This is a genomic window from Neobacillus sp. OS1-32 (assembly GCF_030915425.1).
GTDB classification, from domain to species: Bacteria; Bacillota; Bacilli; order Bacillales; family Cytobacillaceae; genus Neobacillus; species Neobacillus paridis.
The window spans coordinates 595,966-615,552 of record NZ_CP133263.1 but is presented as its reverse complement, the minus strand read 5'-3'; the positions used below and the strand labels follow the sequence as shown (position 1 = coordinate 615,552).

Annotated in this window: 22 protein-coding genes; 10 read left to right on the top strand and 12 right to left on the bottom strand. The window is 39.1% G+C overall.

Annotation, left to right across the window (positions count from 1 at the left end; genetic code table 11):
* Positions 1-237: 237 nt before the first annotated feature.
* Entirely contained in the window at positions 238-438 is a 201-nt protein-coding gene (gene cspD / locus RCG24_RS03245) for a cold-shock protein CspD (RefSeq protein ID WP_042355328.1), read from the top strand.
* 67 nt (positions 439-505) lie between these two features.
* Here the strand turns inward: cspD and RCG24_RS03240 are convergent, their stop codons facing one another.
* A complete protein-coding gene (locus RCG24_RS03240) occupies positions 506-691 on the bottom strand; it encodes a zinc-finger domain-containing protein (protein WP_308078305.1) in 186 nt (61 codons plus the stop codon).
* 21 nt (positions 692-712) lie between these two features.
* Positions 713-1,369, bottom strand: a complete 657-nt coding sequence (locus tag RCG24_RS03235; protein ID WP_308078304.1) for a reverse transcriptase-like protein — start codon at positions 1,367-1,369, stop codon at positions 713-715.
* A 168-nt stretch (positions 1,370-1,537) separates the two neighbouring features.
* On the opposite strand from RCG24_RS03235, the gene RCG24_RS03230 reads away from it, so the two are divergent.
* On the top strand, positions 1,538-2,458 hold the full coding sequence (locus RCG24_RS03230) for a DMT family transporter (protein WP_202655077.1): 921 nt from the start codon (positions 1,538-1,540) through the stop codon (positions 2,456-2,458).
* An 88-nt stretch (positions 2,459-2,546) separates the two neighbouring features.
* On the opposite strand, the gene RCG24_RS03225 is transcribed toward RCG24_RS03230, so the two are convergent.
* Both RCG24_RS03225 and RCG24_RS03220 read right to left on the bottom strand, forming a co-directional pair.
* Complete coding sequence (locus tag RCG24_RS03225; protein WP_235888175.1) at positions 2,547-2,837, bottom strand: DUF6123 family protein; 291 nt, start codon at positions 2,835-2,837, stop codon at positions 2,547-2,549.
* A gap of 17 nt (positions 2,838-2,854) precedes the next feature.
* On the bottom strand, positions 2,855-3,346 hold the full coding sequence (locus RCG24_RS03220) for a divergent PAP2 family protein (RefSeq protein ID WP_202655076.1): 492 nt from the start codon (positions 3,344-3,346) through the stop codon (positions 2,855-2,857).
* 84 nt (positions 3,347-3,430) lie between these two features.
* Here RCG24_RS03220 and sspL point away from each other — a divergent pair, with 84 nt between their 5' ends.
* Positions 3,431-3,568: a small, acid-soluble spore protein L gene (gene sspL, locus RCG24_RS03215; protein WP_202655075.1), complete on the top strand. Its 138-nt coding sequence runs from the start codon at positions 3,431-3,433 to the stop codon at positions 3,566-3,568.
* A 47-nt stretch (positions 3,569-3,615) separates the two neighbouring features.
* On the opposite strand, the gene RCG24_RS03210 is transcribed toward sspL, so the two are convergent.
* The 5 genes from RCG24_RS03210 to RCG24_RS03190 all read right to left on the bottom strand — a co-directional run bounded on the left by RCG24_RS03210 (position 3,616) and on the right by RCG24_RS03190 (position 11,061).
* Complete coding sequence (locus RCG24_RS03210; protein WP_202655074.1) at positions 3,616-4,509, bottom strand: 5'-3' exonuclease; 894 nt, start codon at positions 4,507-4,509, stop codon at positions 3,616-3,618.
* Positions 4,510-4,572: 63 nt separating this feature from the next.
* Positions 4,573-5,397 carry a sulfurtransferase gene (locus tag RCG24_RS03205; RefSeq protein ID WP_202655073.1) on the bottom strand — a complete coding sequence of 275 codons (825 nt, stop codon included), beginning with the start codon at positions 5,395-5,397 and terminating at the stop codon, positions 4,573-4,575.
* Positions 5,398-5,409: 12 nt separating this feature from the next.
* Positions 5,410-9,063: a dynamin family protein gene (locus RCG24_RS03200; RefSeq protein ID WP_308078303.1), complete on the bottom strand. Its 3,654-nt coding sequence runs from the start codon at positions 9,061-9,063 to the stop codon at positions 5,410-5,412.
* A gap of 340 nt (positions 9,064-9,403) precedes the next feature.
* A complete protein-coding gene (locus RCG24_RS03195; protein WP_202655071.1) occupies positions 9,404-9,973 on the bottom strand; it encodes an isoprenylcysteine carboxyl methyltransferase family protein in 570 nt (189 codons plus the stop codon).
* Entirely contained in the window at positions 9,970-11,061 is a 1,092-nt protein-coding gene (locus tag RCG24_RS03190; RefSeq protein ID WP_202655070.1) for a type III polyketide synthase, read from the bottom strand. The genes RCG24_RS03195 and RCG24_RS03190 overlap by 4 nt, the downstream gene beginning before the upstream one ends.
* Before the next feature lie 639 nt (positions 11,062-11,700).
* On the opposite strand from RCG24_RS03190, the gene RCG24_RS03185 reads away from it, so the two are divergent.
* From RCG24_RS03185 to RCG24_RS03175, 3 genes are read left to right on the top strand one after another with little or no spacing between them, the layout of a single operon-like run.
* The gene (locus tag RCG24_RS03185) at positions 11,701-11,850 is read left to right on the top strand and encodes a cytochrome c oxidase subunit 2A (RefSeq protein WP_202655069.1); all 150 of its coding nucleotides are present in this window, start codon (positions 11,701-11,703) and stop codon (positions 11,848-11,850) included.
* 21 nt (positions 11,851-11,871) lie between these two features.
* The gene (locus RCG24_RS03180; protein ID WP_202655068.1) at positions 11,872-12,351 is read left to right on the top strand and encodes a cytochrome c oxidase subunit II; all 480 of its coding nucleotides are present in this window, start codon (positions 11,872-11,874) and stop codon (positions 12,349-12,351) included.
* Positions 12,348-14,006 carry a b(o/a)3-type cytochrome-c oxidase subunit 1 gene (locus RCG24_RS03175; RefSeq protein ID WP_308078302.1) on the top strand — a complete coding sequence of 553 codons (1,659 nt, stop codon included), beginning with the start codon at positions 12,348-12,350 and terminating at the stop codon, positions 14,004-14,006. Before RCG24_RS03180 ends, RCG24_RS03175 begins: the two co-directional genes overlap by 4 nt.
* 84 nt (positions 14,007-14,090) lie before the next feature.
* Here RCG24_RS03175 and RCG24_RS03170 read toward each other — a convergent pair whose 3' ends face one another.
* Both RCG24_RS03170 and RCG24_RS03165 read right to left on the bottom strand, forming a co-directional pair.
* Positions 14,091-14,987, bottom strand: coding sequence for a DMT family transporter (locus RCG24_RS03170; protein WP_308078301.1), 897 nt, complete (start codon positions 14,985-14,987; stop codon positions 14,091-14,093).
* Between the two features lie 279 nt (positions 14,988-15,266).
* Positions 15,267-15,500 (bottom strand): DUF2249 domain-containing protein, encoded by a 234-nt coding sequence (locus RCG24_RS03165; RefSeq protein WP_202655065.1) that lies wholly within the window; start codon positions 15,498-15,500, stop codon positions 15,267-15,269.
* 127 nt (positions 15,501-15,627) lie between these two features.
* Between RCG24_RS03165 and RCG24_RS03160 the strand changes: the two genes are divergently transcribed.
* A complete protein-coding gene (locus RCG24_RS03160; RefSeq protein WP_202655064.1) occupies positions 15,628-15,774 on the top strand; it encodes a hypothetical protein in 147 nt (48 codons plus the stop codon).
* A gap of 26 nt (positions 15,775-15,800) precedes the next feature.
* Here the strand turns inward: RCG24_RS03160 and RCG24_RS03155 are convergent, their stop codons facing one another.
* Positions 15,801-18,170 (bottom strand): nitric-oxide reductase large subunit, encoded by a 2,370-nt coding sequence (locus RCG24_RS03155; RefSeq protein ID WP_308078300.1) that lies wholly within the window; start codon positions 18,168-18,170, stop codon positions 15,801-15,803.
* Positions 18,171-18,411: 241 nt separating this feature from the next.
* Between RCG24_RS03155 and RCG24_RS03150 the strand changes: the two genes are divergently transcribed.
* Genes RCG24_RS03150 through RCG24_RS03140 form a run of 3 tightly spaced genes read left to right on the top strand, consistent with a single transcriptional unit; the run spans position 18,412 to position 19,587 of the window.
* Positions 18,412-19,104 carry a Crp/Fnr family transcriptional regulator gene (locus RCG24_RS03150; RefSeq protein WP_202655062.1) on the top strand — a complete coding sequence of 231 codons (693 nt, stop codon included), beginning with the start codon at positions 18,412-18,414 and terminating at the stop codon, positions 19,102-19,104.
* Positions 19,105-19,130: 26 nt separating this feature from the next.
* On the top strand, positions 19,131-19,364 hold the full coding sequence (locus RCG24_RS03145) for a DUF2249 domain-containing protein (protein ID WP_202655061.1): 234 nt from the start codon (positions 19,131-19,133) through the stop codon (positions 19,362-19,364).
* 13 nt (positions 19,365-19,377) lie between these two features.
* The gene (locus tag RCG24_RS03140; RefSeq protein WP_202655060.1) at positions 19,378-19,587 is read left to right on the top strand and encodes a DUF2249 domain-containing protein; all 210 of its coding nucleotides are present in this window, start codon (positions 19,378-19,380) and stop codon (positions 19,585-19,587) included.

The window sequence follows — 19,587 nt, the reverse complement described above, 5'->3', positions numbered from 1 at the left end:
TAACATATGAGGGGCCTCAATTACTTTATGTTAAATGTTTTTGAATCCAGAAATCTCCTCAATAATATTTGTAAAAATCTTCAGCGTTCCTTGACTGGCCTTTTTTCTTATTGTATATTTAAAGCATCATGTACACAGATTTAACAATGAAACAAAGCGTTGGTAAACGTGACATGGTAATATTTTACTTTGGCACTATATAGGCGGTGCCGCGAAAGGCTTAGGAGGAAGAAGTACATGCAAAACGGTAAAGTTAAATGGTTTAACAATGAGAAAGGCTTTGGTTTTATCGAAGTCGAAGGCGGCGACGATGTATTCGTACATTTTAGCGCAATCCAAGGTGAAGGCTACAAATCATTAGAAGAAGGCCAAGAAGTTTCTTTTGAAATCGTCGAAGGAAACCGTGGACCTCAAGCTGCTAACGTTGTAAAACTATGATCCATTTATAGATTAGACAATTAAGGGTCGACAAATGATGTCGACCTTTTTCTATGTTGGCTTGTCATTAAATCAGTTTTTTTCCATATTCCTTTAAAGTTTCACCAACTGTACATTGTGAAATGCAAAAGCGATGGGCAAGTCTCCTGCCGCCTTCCTGTTTCAAATGCCGATGTAAAAAACAGCCCTCACAATATTGAGCCATGATCAATTCCACTTGTTGAAGAACTTCTTTCCTGACTGTTGGTTTCACTAATTTTCCTACCCCCGCTTATCAAAGTATCAACATTTTAGAGAAGACTTCTTTTCCCTCTAATGCCTGGGTTGCCAATTTATCCGCTTCTTTATTGTCCTTTCTGGGAATAACCTTGTAGACTGGTTTCAGATCCAATGCCTTGATTTTTTCCTCGATCCGGTCAAGCCATCGGTTCAGCACTTCTTCGTAGCACGGCCATTCACCTTCCAACTGCTTTAATAATCCCTGAGAATCACCCTTAAATTCACATGGCAAATGGCGAACGCCTAAATCTTCCAGTATATTTAAGGCATAGTAAAATGCTGCATATTCCGCCTCATTGTTTGTATCCATTTCCTCTATTAACTCATTAGCACGTATGCGATATTTCTTTTTCCCTTGTTTAAAATAAATGACCACGCCAATCCCGGCCTGATTGGATTCTCGATTAAATCCGCCATCAAAATAGACGGTAACTTCATGCGGATCCTCCTCAATTTCGACAACCAGCTTTTTCATTTCCTTTAATATCCACGATGTCCCTTTTTCATCATAAAAATACAATTCACTGGCCTTACCGCCAGCTTCTAATTCTTCTCCCATTTGAATGGCATTCATTCCTGAAATCCATTCCGAAGAGCAGTGAACTTTTTGATTATTTTTTAATTTATACTTCCATTCCAGTCTGAATTTCATTTTTTTCAGCCTTTCATAATTTACCGTTGTATTTTATTATAGAATATTTTCTATACACTTTGTTATCTTACCCAATTATGCAAATTATCTGCAAACTTATCATAATTATGATAAACTTTCCATATTGCATTAGAGAAAGGTCAACATTTATGGAGGTAAGAACATAAAATGAGGAAATCAATAATCGCCGATATTAGCTTACTTTTTGTAGCCCTTATTTGGGGAATGACTTTTGTATTAGTTCAAAAGGCAATCGACTTTTTACCACCAATTGCCTTTAACGGAATCCGCTTTTTAATGGCGGCTTTATTACTTGTTCTATTTCTTATGTTCTTTAACAGAGGACAATTAAAACAATTTGATTTCAAATTGGCAGCTGCCGGATTTTTCATTGGTTTTTGGTTGTTTCTCGGATATGTCAGCCAAACAATCGGGTTATTATATACCACTACCTCCAAGGCCGGGTTTATTACAGGTTTGAGCGTGGTATTAGTCCCCATCTTTTCTATGGCTGTTTTAAAACAATTTCCAAGCAGAAATGCCATTTTCGGAATAATGGTAGCAACACTCGGGTTATTCCTATTGACAATGACTGACGTTACAGCAATTAATATTGGCGATGGATTTGTCTTTATTTGTGCCATAAGCTTCGCACTACAAATTATCTTTACTGGAAAGTTTGCCCGCCAATATCCAACGATGCTGTTAACAGTTGTTCAGATTACAACCGTTGCCATTTTATGTATCGTTTCATCCTTTATTTTTGAAGATTGGAAACAGTCTCTCCGAGCCGATATTTTACTATCAAAGGAGGTCATCATCGCATTAATTGTCACAAGTGTATTCGCTACGGCGATTGCTTTTTTTATTCAAACAAAATTCCAAAAATATACATCCGCCACAAGAGTTGCCTTAATTTTTGCCATGGAGCCTGTCTTTGCGGCAATCACCGGATATTATTGGGCTGACGAAAGATTAACATCTAGCGCCATTATGGGCTGCAGCCTTATCTTTATAGGGATGATCTTGGCTGAATTGCCTGCCAAGAAAATTCCGCTGCTGCAAAAAAGTAAAAGTATTGGAGGGTAGCAAAAAGACGATCTAAAGGCTATGGTGTCAGGGCCCTCAATAAATTAGCGGTGCCTGACACCATTCGCGATAGCTTTGCTTTAGGCTGTTAAATGGCCAGCAATACATTCTCTTTAACAAACTTAAGAGCATCTTCTCTGCTATTGATGTTATTTGTGATAAACGTTTCCAGTAACGAAACATAGAAACTGCCATCGAAGCTTTTTTGGGCTTTAAGCGTCACTTCAATCGCTGTATTGATGATTTCATCGGAAGCATTGGTATAATGTTTTCCAAAGTAAATAAAGCCAATGGCATCTTCTTGTAATTGAAAGCCCTTTCCTTTTAAATAGTGCAAATAATCTTCCACTGTCCGCACTTTACTTACATCCCTCTCCATTCAATCTGCCAATCCCTTTAAAATCTTATCGTAATTTTTGCTGATTTTCTATCCTTTTTTGTACATTTATGGCCGATCATCCCTACTAATATTCCAAGCAGCGCACCGCCTAATACTTCTTCTGGCTGATGTCCCAGCGCTTCCTTTAACTTTTTTGGCCCATTCTGTTTAAATTTGACGCTCTCGTCTTTATGAATTTTCTCAATGAATTCATTAAGAGAATTAACTTGTAATGTTAATTCACCCGTCTGCCTTCGTACCCCTTGGGCGTCATACATGACAATCAACCCGTAAATAAGCGATAAGGCAAAATCAAAAGTCGGCATCCCTTGTTTTAAGGCAATGTATGTTGTTAACGTAGAAACCCCGGCAGAATGGGAGCTGGGCATGCCCCCGGTACTGAAAAATAGATCCGGCCGCCACTCCCTTTTTTTTATATAATGAAGCGGGATTTTTATTGCTTGAGCAAGCCCTATACTTAAAAGGGACAAATAAACCCCTTTGTTCATTCTGAATCACCTCTGCCCTTATTGTTGAGAAAGTTGAGTTTTATTATACGAAACGGAAATACTAATCAAGCGGGAGGTGACAATATGGGTAAGAAAAGCAAAAATCGCGGTGTCAAAGCACCAGGTGTGAATCCACAAGGTTACGGACAGGATGCAGAATTTTCCGAGGAACCGAAAAGCAAGCTGGAAAACAGAGCGAAAAAGTCTAATACCAAAATATAGCACAAACGACAAACTGGCTGTCTTCCTAGACAGCCAGAACTCACTTGTTAAGATATAATGGCTTCATCCATTGGCAGCAGCCGCTGCAAACCGCGGATTTCGAGCTCCATTAATTTATTTAAGACTTTTTCCCTTTCAATCCTCAGCCCCGCTTCTTCAATGGTGCAGCTGACAGGAACATCACATTTAATCTCGGCCAATCTTCTCGATAGGTAGAGCATGTCGATATTCTGTTCAATTTTGGTGCGATTTGATTTGGACAACCGATCGAGGTTGGCGACTATATTCTCAACATGATGAAACTCTTTTAACAATTTAAGTGCCGTTTTCTCGCCAATCCCTTTTACCCCGGGGTAATTATCACTCGGATCCCCCATCAAGGCTTTTAAATCAATCATCTGTCTTGGTGAAATTCCTTTTTCTTCAAAAAAGGTTTCAGGCGTGTGTACCAGATAATTTCCAAAGCCTTTTTTCAGCAAAATAACCGATATTTCATCATCCAGCAATTGAAGAATATCTTGATCTCCTGTCAGGATGGAAACATGGGCATAGTCCTTGACTTGGTTTGCAATTGTCCCCATACAATCATCTGCTTCAAACCCGTCGATACCTATGTTGGGAATATCAAATGATGCCACCACCTCTTTGACAAGGTCAAATTGCGGGATTAACTCCTCTGGAGCCTCGCCACGGTTGCCTTTATAGTCCGGAAAAAGCTCAGTTCGAAATGTTTTGCTGCCCATATCCCAACATACCGCCAAATGTGTCGGCTTAAACGACGAAATAGCGGTAAACATATGTTTTATAAAGCCATGGATTCCATTTGTCGGGATTCCTTTAGAGTTGACCATAAATTGTCCGGAAACGGCTGTTGCATAAAAAGCTCGGAAAAGCAGTGCCATTCCATCAACAAGCATAAATGAAGGCTTTTGCTGCTTCATGTTAAGAACCTCCTTAGAAAAAACACATGTTTACCATTATACCACAAATACAGCTTAAAAAAATTATTCGATAATATTATCGTCATAGCTGATCCAATCGCTAAAACTTCCTAAATAAAGCTTTACTTTGTCAAAGCCTGCTTCCTTTAACGCCAAAAAGTTCGGCGTTGCCGTAATGCCTGAGCCGCAGTAAACAATAATTTGTTTGTCCGGATCGACATCTTTGAATCTTTCTTTTTGATCCTCTGCCGGCTTAAACTGCCCGCCGCTAAATCCGTCGATATATGGTTTATTAATGGCACCAGGGATATGACCGGCCTTTTTATCAATCGGCTCTTCCATTCCCAGATAGCGCTTGGCTTCACGTGAATCAATTAGTATTGCTGCTTTTTTTCCGGCAGATACGGCTTTTACCTCTTCGATATCGGCTAAAAGTTCAGGCCGAATATGGCTGTGAAAATGAACTTTTTCGAAGGATGGAATATCCGCGGATAGAGGATAGTTCGCCGCCCGCCATTGTTTAAAACCGCCATTTAATACATATACCTTATCATGACCCAAATAGTGAAGCAGCCACCAAAAGCGTCCGGCAAATGAGCATTCGCCGTTGTCATAAGCAACAATGGTTACGGTCTCATCGATGCCTGCTTGTTCCAATTTGTGAATGAAATCTGGCAAATTAGGAAATGGATGACGGCCTCCATGTTCTTTAACGGTGCTGGATAGATCTTTTACCACATCAAAGAAAACGGCCCCAGGCAAATGGCTTTCTTCATATTCTTGACGGCCTTGCTCTTTATCCGCCAAAGAAAACCGGCAATCAACAATTCTAATCTTGCTGTCATCTAAATTTCTTAACAGCCAGTCTTTTTCTACAATGTACTTCAATCTAGTTCCCCCCTATGAATTAGCTAATTGCTGTTTTATTTCCATTAGCCGTTCAATTGGCACACCGCCGTCTATGGCAGCTAATAAGCTAAAGCAGAAATCCTCAGCCTGTTGTTTTATATGGTCAAGTAAACGGTAGAATTCGCGAGATATTTCATCCGTATAATATTGAGTCACTCGTTCAGCTTCCTGATTTAAATACTGGTCCGCCAGCGGATTTAACACGTTTTGAAGTTCCTCCAGCATAAATTTTTTCTCATCCTTTTCAAAAAAGGCCTTCGGACTCTTAAAATAAGAGAGTGCTCTGGCAAACACTTGGAGGTCAGTCTTGCTAAAGGCAATTGGGAAATCAAGCTGATTATTGGCGTTGACTTCAACAAATGAAAAAGATAAATCCTGATTAATGTCCTGTAAGTGCCAGACAATCGTTTCCTGGTATTCCGCAAACAGTTTTTCCACAAACCGGTCTAGTCTAACAGTTGTCGCCCGCATCTCTTGAGCAAAGTCAAAACCAAGGCTCTCTAAGAATTCTTCAAGGGCCGCTTGCAGGACTTTTTTCAAGTTGCGCCCATCATCCCTTAATGTCGATGGGTTAAAGGCTTCTTTAAAGAAATCACCAAAGCGGAAAAAGACCCGCTGTTTAATGTAGTAAATTAACTCTTCAGCTTCCTGAAGCATGCGGCTCGTGAGATGGTCAGCGGTTTGGGCGGCTAATAGACCAATAATTTCCGCCTTCTGCTGCTCAATCTCAAAGCGCTTTTTCGCTTTGAGATTCTTATCTTCTTTGGCAGTTTGAATCAGCTTGTTCATGACAGCCTGAAGACGTGTCACTTCTTTTTCCGCCGCGGAAACTGCCATTTCCGTTAAATCATTGGAAATAAACTCTGCGAAATCATGCTCAAAATAACTCATTCCCGATGATTCTGCCGCTGGTTGATCTGTTTTTTCCTGCAGCGCAAGCAAGCTTGATAATGGATAAAGATGGGGATTGCGAATCCCGTATTTCACCAGCTGATCTTGAACATAATCACAAACAGCCTGTTTTTCCTCCTCGTTCTCAGCCAAGTCAATGGCATTAATAATAAAGAACATTTTATCAAGCTGGAATGAATCCTTAACCCGGCCCAACTGAATTAGAAATTCCCGGTCTGCTTTTGAAAAGGCATGATTGTAATAAGTGACGAAAAGAATCGCATCTGAATTTTTGATATAATCAAAGGCAACCCCGGTATGTCGTGCATTAATCGAATCCGCCCCAGGTGTGTCAACTAAAGTGATTCCTTTCCGGGTTAATTCGCAGTCATAGTAAAGCTCAATCCATTCGACATAACAAGATCTTTCCTCTAAGGCAACAAAATTATGAAACTCGTTAAGATCCGTGACTAAAACCGTGCCCAAGCGTGGTACAAAGGCGGAGTATCCTTTTGCAAATGCCGTTAAAAAGGCAAAATGGGTTTTCTCCAAGACACCCGCCTGGCCTTGCTCAAGCATAATCGAGCTGATATGTTTTATCGCCTCTGTGAAATCCTTGGCCTGTAAATCAAAAAACTTTAACGAACGGTTAACATCCTCAAGCATTGCCGCACTTTCCTTAAACTTCACCAAGGCCGTACCGTGCTTGTACTCGGAGGTTACCGGTTTAATTTTATTAATCGCCGCAGTAGTCGGGTTTGGTGAAACCGGCAACACCCTTTCTCCCATTAAGGCATTGGCAAATGAGGATTTGCCTGCGCTAAAAGCACCAAATAAAGCAACGGTAAAACCTTTGTTTTCTAATCTGCCAGCCTTCTCCATCAATTCAATTGATAATTTTTGGAACCCCGGTAAATCCACGATTAACTTTGAAGCCAGCTGCAGTCTGGCAACTGTCGTTTTCAGCTGATCCTCTGCCCGCTTACTATTCGATTGACGACTCCGAGCAAGCTTATCGCTAGCTGGCGTAATCAGCTTTTCTTTTTTTTCTTTAAGAGGTTCATAATCGGACTTCACCAGCTCATATTCCTCTTCCGCCAGCTTAAATAGATCATGATCTTCTTGAAAGAAGACGTCGGTTTCACTGAGTAAATCATTGATAATTGTTTCTTTCCTGGCAATCTGTTGTTCAAATGATGTTAGTTCCGAGAATGCCGCAACATACTGCTGCATATGACTCAGTTCCTGCTCATATTGAGTTCTTAACCTTTTTACCTGCTCGGAAAGAGAACTAAGCAAGCTCGCTTTAAATTGACCAAGTTCATTTCTGGCATACTTCTTAATATCATTGGCAACATCTTCAGTATAATGAAGCAAATATTCCCCGGTTAAGCGGGCTCCTGACTTTATCGCATCAAGTAAGATCTTTTCAGGAACCGAGAGCGAAAATTTTTGCGCCATGTCTAATAGTTCACCATGATTTAATCCGGCCTCTTTTAACGTCCTTAACAAAAATTCACGTAAGTGCCATTCAAGCTGTGACTTCGTTTTATCATTGATATCATCGTAAAATTTTTGGAATCGGGCCTTTTTCTCCTCCAGCGTTTTCTGCTTTGAAAACAGGAACCCTACCTTAAATTCCGGCTGTGATGACTCCAGAAAGCTTTCAGCTAAAGCTCTAGTTTGAAACGGCATTAAATAGGCATTTTTTAAAATTTTATTCATTTCTTCATCAAATTGCTTTTCCTTTTTTGTGACACTTTCGGTTAGTTCTTTCAAGTCAGCAGAAATTTTCTGATAGGTTTCCAGTAATCCTGTTTTTTCCTCGTCAGTTAAATCATTTAATCGGGCAAAAATCGGTGCTAGTTTATCCTTCTCTGCTTTTCTTGTATGTTCAATATGTTCTGCGGCAATTTTTTTTAAAGAATGAAATACGGATGGCAGTAAAAATTGATCTTTTTCAACTAAATGGTCAGCAATAAACTGCTGCAGATCCTGAAACTGATTTAACGGGTGTTCTTTATCTTTTAATGACGTATAAAAGATTTTTGCCGGCTTTACCCCCCAAGAACCAAAAGCAGCAACAACACTTTGCTGAAAGTCTTGAAAACTTAGCTCTTCTTCCTTATGTTTATCAATTTGATTGACAATTAAATAGACATCTTTCCCAGCCTCTGTCAGCTCTTTCGTAAATAAAAAATTCAATTCTGCCTGAACATGATTATAATCCATTACATAAAGGATCAAATCTGCTAAATGGATCGCTGATTCAGTGGCAATCCGATGAGCATCATCGGCTGAATCAATCCCGGGTGTATCCATAATCACCGTATTCTCCGGCAGATGGGAATCACTGTGACTAATCTCAATTTCCTCAATTTTATCGCCGTCTTTACAATAATTTTTAACCAGTTCATAGTCATAAGGAGCTAAATAAAGGCGCGGCTTACCGTTATTAAAAAAGACTTTTGCATAATCATCGCCGGATTTCACCTTCACCAGGTTGGCACTGGTAGGAATTGGACTCGACGGCAATAAATTTTCTCCCACTACCCGATTGATCATCGTTGATTTTCCTGCGGAAAAATGACCGCAAAAGGCAATCGCATATTCCCGATTGGCCAATTTTTTTGCTAACTGTTTCACTTTTTCAGCATTTTCGTGATCACTTTGTTCCATTAAATAGTCGTACATCAAGACCATCTTTTGTTTAAGCGTCTGGATGGTTTCAGTTTGCTTGGCAGTTTTCACCATTACATTTAATCCCCTTAGCATCGTGATAATAATTTCTATTTTATACGATAATTCAAACTTTTCCTATCTTGACACTTCCAAACCGGTGTAATTTTTTAAAAAATAAAAAAGCCAAGGAGTGTACAAGCTCCCTGGCAAAAATTAAATCCATTTTAATGAGTTACATTTTTTAAAACGTGCTTGATGACAAATGCGTAAATAATGATTGTTCCGACAACAAAAGCATATGTCATATGTAACACTCTCCTTATTACGTCCATTGCTGAGAACAATTCTCACTCTAATCAAATTGTAGCACTGATGATAATCATTTTCAACATCAAAAAAGTAAAAGTCACAATTATTTCACAATCTTTGGTATAAAACGATTATAATCATGAAAAGTTCCTTCATATTCCGTTAACCTTTTAAGTGCTTTTTCCTCTTCCGGAATCCGAATCATAAGCATGAACATATTTAATAATGTAAAAATAAATAATGTATAATAGGTGGAAAACAATAATGGAATCACGATAAACTCCAATGTAACGATACAGTAGTTAGGATGTTTCATAAAGCGGTATGGACCATTCTTGACTACTTTTGCATTTGGCAGCACAATAATTTTCGTGTTCCAATACTTACCGAGTGACGCGATGATCCAAATTCTCATCATCTGCCCCAATATAAAAAGAAGGAAAATTGCCGGCCATAACGGAGTTAACCTGCAATTAAAGAAAATTTTTTCAAAAACAAATACCGCAAAAAACAGCATGTGCATCGTGACTAGATAACGATAGTGATCTTTGCCGAATTCAACTGCCCCCCGCTGTTTCAACCACTTTTCATTCCTTTTTGCAATCACCAGTTCTATTAAACGTGCGGTAATTAGATAGCTGATTAAGCAAAGAAACGGTGTACTACTACTCATTCAAACCACCTTAATAATAACAATTCCATACTAAAGCCCGGACCGAGGGCAGCGCACAAAGCATTGGCCCCAACCGGAATTTGCAATTCCAAATAACGCTTTAACACATAAAATATAGTCGCTGAAGACATATTTCCGTATTGTCTTAACACCTCCAAAGAATTTTCAACCATGGAAGCAGGGATATGTAGTGCTTTCAAATAAGCGTCTAGTACCTTTTTACCACCCGGATGGGCAATAAAATAATCTATTTTTTCCAAATGAAGCCGCTGATGTTGAAGAAAGCTGATAACATTTGGCTTTAGCCATCGCTCGATGATACTGGGGATATCGCGGGAGAAGAGAACGTATAAGCCCTCATTTTGAAGATCCCACCCCATAACATCCAATGAATCAGGCATTAACGTCGACTGCGTGGCCATTATTGCCGGCAAGGTTTTTTTCAATCTTACTTCATCCAGATTACAACCATCTCCACAAATCAGCGCACAAGCTATACCATCAGCAAAAAGCGATGTGGCGATTAAATTACTTTTTGAAAGGTCATCATGCTGAAATGTGAGACTGCAAAGTTCAACTGCCAAGACAAGAACTTTTGCGCTGGGAAAGGCCAGGCAATATTCATATGCTCTTGATAACCCGGCGGCCCCGCCGGCACAGCCAAGCCCCCAAATGGGGATCCGTTTTGTGTTTGGGTTAAACGGGAGAAGATTCATTATCCTCGCCTCTATAGTGGGAGTAGCAAAACCAGTTGTCGAGACAAAAAAGATGGCATCAATTTCCGCAACGGGAATTGATTTTTTTAAAAATGAGCGATTTGTTAAACAATTTATAACTGCAGCCTTCCCTAAAGAAACCGCTGCTTCAATATAAGCATCATTTCTTTCTTTTAATGAATGGCTGTTCCCGAACCAGGCTAAATCTTTCACAAAATGGCGTTTTTCAATTTGACCATTTTGAAACACCTGCAATAATCTATCGATATCCTTATAGGCATTTGAAAATAGATTTTTGGCAAATTCAGAGGCTTTGTCTTGTTTTATTTCAAACGGCGGAATAACTTCTGCAATAGAAATGATTGTTGGCATTTTCTGACTCCCTAATATATTTACGGAATATTATCTCCTGTTCACCAGCCATTATTCCAGTAAAAAAAAGCCTCCCCGCAGATGGAGAAGCAAACGTTTTGAAGGTTGTTGTTGTGCTCTATTATTATATAGCAGATTCATTGGCCAGGCATTGAACAATCTTTTCCAGCTTTATTTTTCGGGCTGCTTATGAATTTCAATCTTTATTTTGTTACTGGCTAAAATTCCGCATATTTTACAATACTCCATTTTGCTATACAATAAGCGGCATTGCTCACAGTAATATTTCTCCACTTACCGATCACTCTCTTCCAATCTGAAAAATATTCAAATAATAATTATACTATTCCTTCTATCCGATAAGGTGACATAAAATGGCGAAAGGACCTTTTAGGAAAATTCAACTACTTATGTCACAAGTGAGTTATGGCATTTCACATTTTGTTCACATTTGCAAAAATGCAAAATGTGACATAAATCACTATTACATCAATTTTTCACTATATTCATAGTGAAAATATAAAGTATGAACAATTTGTGAACTCTTAAATTTGGTATTTTTCTTTCAAGATTGTTTTGTATTATGAAAGAGAACTAAATTATTTTTATTTTTAAACTTTCAGAAGGGAGTGTTTGGGGATGGCGAAAGCAGAACTTAAAACGGAACAAAAAACAGAAATAGAAGATAGTTCTTCTTTAAAAGGAACACTTGCATCCGTTTTCTTCCTGGGATTGTTTATTGTTATCACCTGGGTTAGTGTTTACATGCTATTCGTAGAACGTTTTTAAAGATTGAAGGGGGAAAAAATTATGCATATGCATAAGCTGGAAAAAATTTGGCTAATAGTGGGTGTTAGCTGCCTGGTTCTTTTCTTAACCACGATAGGTGTAAGCGCCTTCTACCTTGGCAATAAACCACCAAGCTGTTTAACAACAGTAGACCCTGATAAGGTCGATCAGCAAAAGCCATTCGACAAACCGGGGTTACATAAAGTAGAAGGAAAAGACTGGGATTATGAGCTAGTCTATGTTGCGCAGGCATTCTCATATAATCCCGCTCAAGTAAAAGTTCCTCTTGGGGCGAAAGTAAAGGTAATTGCTACAACGAAAGACGTCATTCACGGTTTTGAAGTTGCCGGAACGAATATTAATATGATGCTTGAACCTGGCTATGTCAGCGAATATACGACAACATTTAATAAAGCTGGCGAATATTTAGTCGTTTGTAACGAATATTGCGGCTCGGGTCACCATTTAATGTTCTCAAAGATAGAGGTGGTTAAACAATGATAAATAGTGTTTCGGCAAAGGTAAAGGTTGATCCCAAAGATGCAAAGGTTTCAATGGCGCATTTTTATGTGGCCTTTATAGCGCTTGCTCTTGGGGGACTTATGGGCTTACTGCAAGTGCTCGTCCGTTCCGGTAAATTCGAATTACCATTAGGAATAGGCTATTATGAGATTTTAACCACCCACGGTGTGTTAATGGGGCTTATTTTAACTACGTTTTTCATCATGGGATTCCAATATGCTGCAGTCAGCAAAACAGCCGGAACCCACTCTAATGCAGCGAGACGTGCTGGTTGGATTGGTTTTTGGCTGATGACAATTGGAACATTAATGGCGGCTGCGATGATTTTGACCAATAAAGCATCCGTTCTTTATACGTTCTATGCACCGCTTCAAGCACATTGGATTTTCTACTTAGGTTTAACCTTGGTCGTTGTCGGCAGCTGGGTTGATGGTGCAGCACAAATTATGACCTACGCTAAATGGCGGAAGAATAATCCTGGGAAACCAAGTCCGCTTTTGTCCTTTATGGCTGTTATTAATACAGTAATGTGGATTGTCGCTACCCTTGGTGTAGCCTCAACTGTATTATTCCAATTGCTTCCATGGTCTTTGGGTCTGGTTGACCGGGTTGATGTCCTGGTAAGCCGTACGCTCTTCTGGTACTTCGGTCACCCGCTGGTTTATTTCTGGTTACTTCCTGCTTATATGGCTTGGTATGTTGTGATTCCAAAAGTAATTGGTGGCAAAATTTTCTCAGATTCTTTAGCTCGTTTGACATTTATTTTATTCCTGCTATTTTCGGTTCCGGTCGGTTTCCACCATCAGTTAATGGAACCGGGGATTGATCCAGCATGGAAGTTCATTCAAGTTATCCTGACATTTATGGTTGTCATCCCATCATTGATGACCGCATTCTCCCTCTTCGCTACATTTGAAAGATATGGACGTAGCAAGGGAGCAAAAGGCCTTTTCGGCTGGTTTAAAGTACTTCCGTGGAATGATGCCCGCTTTACCGTTCCATTTATCGGTATGGTTGCATTTATCCCTGCAGGTGCTGGTGGTATTGTCAATGCTTCCAACCAAATGGACCAGGTAGTTCATAACACTATTTGGGTAACGGGTCACTTTCATCTTACAGTTGCAACCGCTGTATTATTAACATTCCTGGGTGTGTCTTATTGGCTTGTCCCGCATTTAACGGGGCGTAAACTAACAAAATCCATGAATAAATTGGCGATTATCCAAGGTTGGGTTTGGTTTATTGGAATGACGTTCATGTCTGTAGCAATGCATCTTGAAGGTCTCTTAGGCGGACCACGACGCTCAAGTTTTTCAACATATGGGAATTCACAGCAGGCTTTAGATTGGATTCCATACCAAATTGCCCAAGCAGTCGGCGGATCGATTTTATTCATTGGGATTATCTTGTTCTTAATCATTTTTATTAATCTCGCTTTCTTTGCACCAAAAGGAGAAGAAGAATTCCCTGTTGGTGAAGCAGAGAATCTGGAAGAAAAAGCACCATTGGTATTTGAAAACTGGAAATTATGGCTTGGAATAACTGCTGTACTTATCTTGTTTGCCTACACGGTGCCATTCATTGATATCATTCAAAATGCACCAATTGGCTCAAAAGGCTTTAAGACATGGTAATAAAAAGTAAATACTTCGTTAAAAGAAAACATCTTTAGATAAACAAAAGAAAAAAACACTTGAAAACTAGGACAAACGAAGGCTTCAATCGATGATTGAAGCCTTTTGTTTTTTTGGCAGATTAACGATAATAACTGATACGAGAATTAGACTGGATCCAATGGCCTGAATCAATCCAAAGCTTTCCTTATAAAGTAATAGGCTTAATAAAGTAGCCACCAAAGGTTCAACAGTTGCAATGATGGCTGCCTTACTGCTTTCAATTTTCTCCAACCCCTTCGTATATAATAAAAAGGCAATAACGGTTGGAAACAACGCAAAACCAATTCCATAAATGAGGACTTGCCCACTAAAAAGTAATCCTGCTTTATTCCATAGACCGGAAATTGGGAGTAAGAAAATAGCCGCGATTAAAAATGTATAAAAGGTAACGGTAAACGGCTGATATTTTTCCAAGGCAAATTTACCAAAGATGCTATATAAGGCATAACCAAAACCGGCACCAAGACCAGTAATAATGCCAAGCGTACTTAAAGAGGCAGCATCATGTTGGCTGACGCCGGCAATTAGCATACACCCCAGGATCGTTCCGGAGACTGAGACAGCCTTTAGCCATGTCATTTTTTCCTTTAAAAACAAAAATGATAAAATGGTCACGAAAGCTGGCGATGTATAAAGCAATATGACCGCTAAAGATAAATTCATTTGATTAACGGAAGTAAAATAGCACCAATTAAATAACACAATACTAAAGATTCCCGTCCCGATAAATAACTTCAAATCTGATAGAGAAATTTTCATCTGCGGCCGATATTTTACCAGTCCGATAATCCCCAGCAATATGGCTGCCATTACCACTCGGATAGTAACAATTTCCATTGAAGATAAGCCAATAGCTGAAAGTTTCCGAACAAAGATCGCGATAATCCCCCATAACGTCGCACTAATAGATATCAAAAAAATCGGGTAAACGTGTTTCAATTTAACTGATACACCTTTCCATATTTTTCTGATAAATAATCAATGTCTTTCTGACATAATTCTAAGAACTCCATAGTTAATGGTCCAAAATCCATCAAAGCTTCCCCCTTTTTCATAAAATAAATTTTATCACATTCTTCTGAAAAGTTAAAAGACGGTGCAAGCGATCTCCCCTTTATAAAAAAATACAACAGAAGTTATTTCTGTTGTAAAATAAATTTATCTAAAATAATGGGTTTCTCGAATGTTTTAAAGAGGGACTTGTCAAATCAGCAAAAATTATCTCTTACTAATCGTTACTTTCCAAATTTCAGGACCTTCTTCAGTATACTCCCAAGTAAATTGCTCTGCTCTCTCCATCATAAATTGATATAGCAGGGGCTTTGGATCATGGTCATTGATAATTTGCATGATTTCCCCCGATGCTAACGCATCAAATGCTTTAAAGATCGTTGGATGTTTTTCACGTGGTGGATAATCTGGTACATTTATTACCTTAGCAAAAGTTTGCAATAGAATCACTCCTGTTATTTCGTTAACTGCTATTACATTATAAAAAATGTTTTTCCAAGAAATAGTGAACCCTATCACAGTTTATTGATGATTTTGTTAATAGGTTTAAGGCAAAGGAGGATTTGGGATGAAGGAATTAGTTGGCACCTGCAGTTGCTGTGGTAAAGACATTTATTGTTTAGACGGTTTTTTCAATGGAGTCATGACGGATGAAAAACAAAGTTACTGCTTCACTTGCTACGAAACTATATGCAAAAAAAATGAAAATCCGTAAAGCTGAGCCTTACGGATTTTCCTTATTTATTCTTCTTCATAATCAAGTGTTAAATCTTTAACCGGGAGCTTTTCCCCCTCTTTATGTGTTGGCTTACGCAAATTGAAAAGCGCTTTAATGCAGAATAGTGTAAGAACAATTACTCCGGCTAGGAAAATGGTGTCAGGAACAGCACGCCAGGTTAATATAGTTTGCACAAAATCCTGTTTCAGGAATGCCGAGGAACGGCTGGCTGCATAACCATGATAGAAGGCTTCTTTTATTTGCTTAATACCGACAGGAAGCAGCGATAAGAAGACCATTCCGGCAAGACCGATATTTAACATGATACAGCTAAATTTAATCCACTTATCATTCCAAGCCTCTGGTTTTACAACATTTCTTAAGGAGTATAGCAGGACTGCACAGGCAAACATACCATATACCCCCATCATCGCACCATGTCCATGAGCTGGTGTTAAGAATTGCCCATGTTCAAAGTAGGAAACGGCTGGCAGATTGATCAAGAATCCTAGGACACCAGCACCGACCAAGTTCCAGATGGCAACAGAAATCAAGAACCAGAAGGTACCTTTGAAAGGAAAATCGACGCCGCCATCACGCATCATTCTATATTGTTCATATGCTTCAAGAATTAATAATGTCAACGGAATGACTTCCAGAGCTGAGAAAACAGCACCAAGTCCTATCCAAACCTCAGCGGATCCGTTATAGTAATAATGGTGGCCAATGCCGATTACCCCGCTGCCTAACAATAAAATTAATTGGAAGTATAATTGTCTAACAGTTGATTTTTTCGTAACGAGTCCCAATTGAACAAGTAAGAACCCGATTACCACTACGGCAAACACTTCGAAAATTCCTTCCACCCAAAGGTGAATGATCCACCAACGCCAATAATCAGCAAAGGTAAAGCTTGTATCCGGATTAATAAATAATGCGAAGATATAAAAGGCTGGAACAGCAATTGCCGAGTAAAATAATAAGTGAATTAAACCGCCTTTATCACTTTCTTTCTTTAATCCGGCTTTAATTCCCCGAAAGACAATAAACAGCCAAATAAACATACCTACGATCAGAATCAGCTGCCATACACGTCCCAGCTCAATATATTCCCAGCCTGAGTGTCCGAACAGGAACCATTCGTTGCCTAAATAGCCTTTGGCACCAAGCCATTCGCCGACCATGCTGCCGCCGACAAGGACAACTAATGCCCAGAATAAAATATCAACTAATAATCCTTGCTTCTTCGGTTCATAACCGCCAACAAGCGGTGCTACATAGATCCCCATTCCAAGCCAGGCAGTTGCAATCCAGAATATCGCCAGCTGCAAATGATAGCCTTTTGTGATATTAAATGGAAGGATATCATGAATCCACTTTATTCCGAAAAAGCTCTCCGGTTCAATGTAATAGTGGGCAAGTAACGCCCCAAACATACATTGAACAAAGAATAACACTGAAACAACGGCAAAATACTTTCCTGTTTTAACCTGCGAACTTGTCACCGGCATGGCACGTAAATCTATCCGCGGGAAATTTCCTTCCTTATAGGCCTCTTTCATGCTAAATTGATAACGGTAGAAGAAGTATAGAATAATCCCAATCATTAAAATTAATATCGTAACGCTTGCTCCGCTCCACCATACAGCTGAGAAAGACAGATGATTTCCGGCATCTTCGTAATACGGCCAGTTATTCGTATAGGTTATTTTGTCTCCTGGCCGTACAGTGCTTGAGAGCCAGGCCGTCCAGAAGAAGAAATCAGAAATTTGCTTTATTTGATCCCCGTTATCTACATAGGCACGATGACTTGTTGGCATATCTGATTCTTTTATTAGATTGGCCTTTAAACCCCAGCCATCGCCTTTTGTGAAAATCTTCTTATAATATGTACGCACTTTCTCCAAGCCAAACGCCTGTGCGTCCGTAAGCTGCAAAGTATCTTTGCTTGAATCATAACGATTTTTTCGCATTTCCTTAATAACTTGATTTTTGATGATTGCCTTATCATCCGTATTTAGGGTCGCATAATTTTGCTGATACTGTTGATTTGCCTTAAAATCCTGCATTCCTTCGGTATATATTTTTAATGCTTCGGCCGTATAGTCCGGTCCCATATAGGAGCCATGTCCAAGCACGGTACCATAATCCATTAATCCGTATTTTTGCCATACGGCCTGGCCGCCCATAATTGATTTTTTCGTTAACAATACTTCACCCTTTTGATTGGTGATTTTCAGCGGCCTAGGAGCTTGTTCCTTGAAGATCCAATAACCTCCCCCAAGCAAAACTGTGAAACTAAGAATAATAGTGACTAATAGAATAGATTTCAATAGGGCATTTTTATTTTCCTTTGCCATTTTTTTTGTGGCTGTTCCCCTTTGGATATCCATTTGGTTCTCCTCCTTTTCATTACAAATCATATTTTAGCTTTCCAATAATTCTACAGTGTGAGGCGCCTCATTTTTAATCTGTGATAATTCTCACATTTAGCGGATTTTTGTTCACAATTTTGTCACATCGAGAATTATTTTCATAAAAACTTCACTTCTATGATGCAGGTCACATATTTACTGTGATTTCATTGCTAAAATAGTTCCGAATAGAGTAATTAATAACATGAAGGTGATGTTAATGAGGCAAGAGGACATAGAAAAGAGACTATCCGATGTCCCCTTATTTAAAGAGTTATCATCCGATGAACTAGCTCCCATCGTGGAGATTGCCCTAACTCGCTTTTATAAGCATAAGATGTATGTTTTTATGCAGGACGACCCCCTTGATCGTGTCTTCTTTATTCATCGCGGTAAGGTGAAAATTTACAAAACTGATTTTACCGGTAAGGAGCAAATTGTCTCGGTGTTGGAACCGGGTGAAATGTTTCCTCATGCCGGCTTTTTTAGGAAGGGGCATTATCCAGCACATGCTGAGGTTATCGAGGATGCAGATTTAATTGTTATCCCTATTGACAAATTTGAAGAAATCCTCATTTCTTTTCCTGAACTTTGTATTAAACTTTTTAAAGTGCTGGGAGAAAAAATTATCGATTTACAAGGGAGATTAGAAGCGCAGGTTCTTCATAATACATTTGAACAAATTGTTCTCCTGCTTATTAGGTTATGTAAAACGAATGGGGAAAAAATCGGGGGTCATTATAAGCTGACAACCCCATTTACAAATCGGGAATTGGCCAATATGATTGGAACTTCCAGGGAAACTGTCAGCCGTACGATTAACCAATTAAAAAAGAAAAAGCAAGTTGTTCTGAGTGAGGATGGGTTTTACTATATCGACCGTGAATCCCTCCAAGGAGAATTGTTTTCTTAATTTGAAGGAAAGGTAAGGATGGTTAAATGGAACCGAAAATAATTGAATTAGATGTTAGAGAAGATTTAAAAAATAAAATTGAGCCATTCCAAAAAATAATGGAGGCTGTAAAGGATTGCAATCAGGGCGATATCTTCATTCTTCATGCCCCGTTTAAGCCAACCCCGCTGTTTGCCATTTTAAAAGCAAAGGGCTTTTCCCATGAGGCGGAGGAAATCGAAAAAAAGCATTGGAAAGTAACCTTTACAAAGAGCAACTAGGAGTGTGAAATCAATGAAAATGCTAGATAATCGTGGTCTTGAGCCGCCACAGCCAATGATGCGGACTTTAGCTGCATTAACAAAAATGAAAGATGATGAAGTATTAACGATTATTAATGATAGAAGACCCATGTTCCTTTATGAGCAGCTGGAAGAACTCGGATATAAACAGCGAACCGAACAACAATCAGATGGAAGTTTTAAAATTGAAATCTTTCGTTAA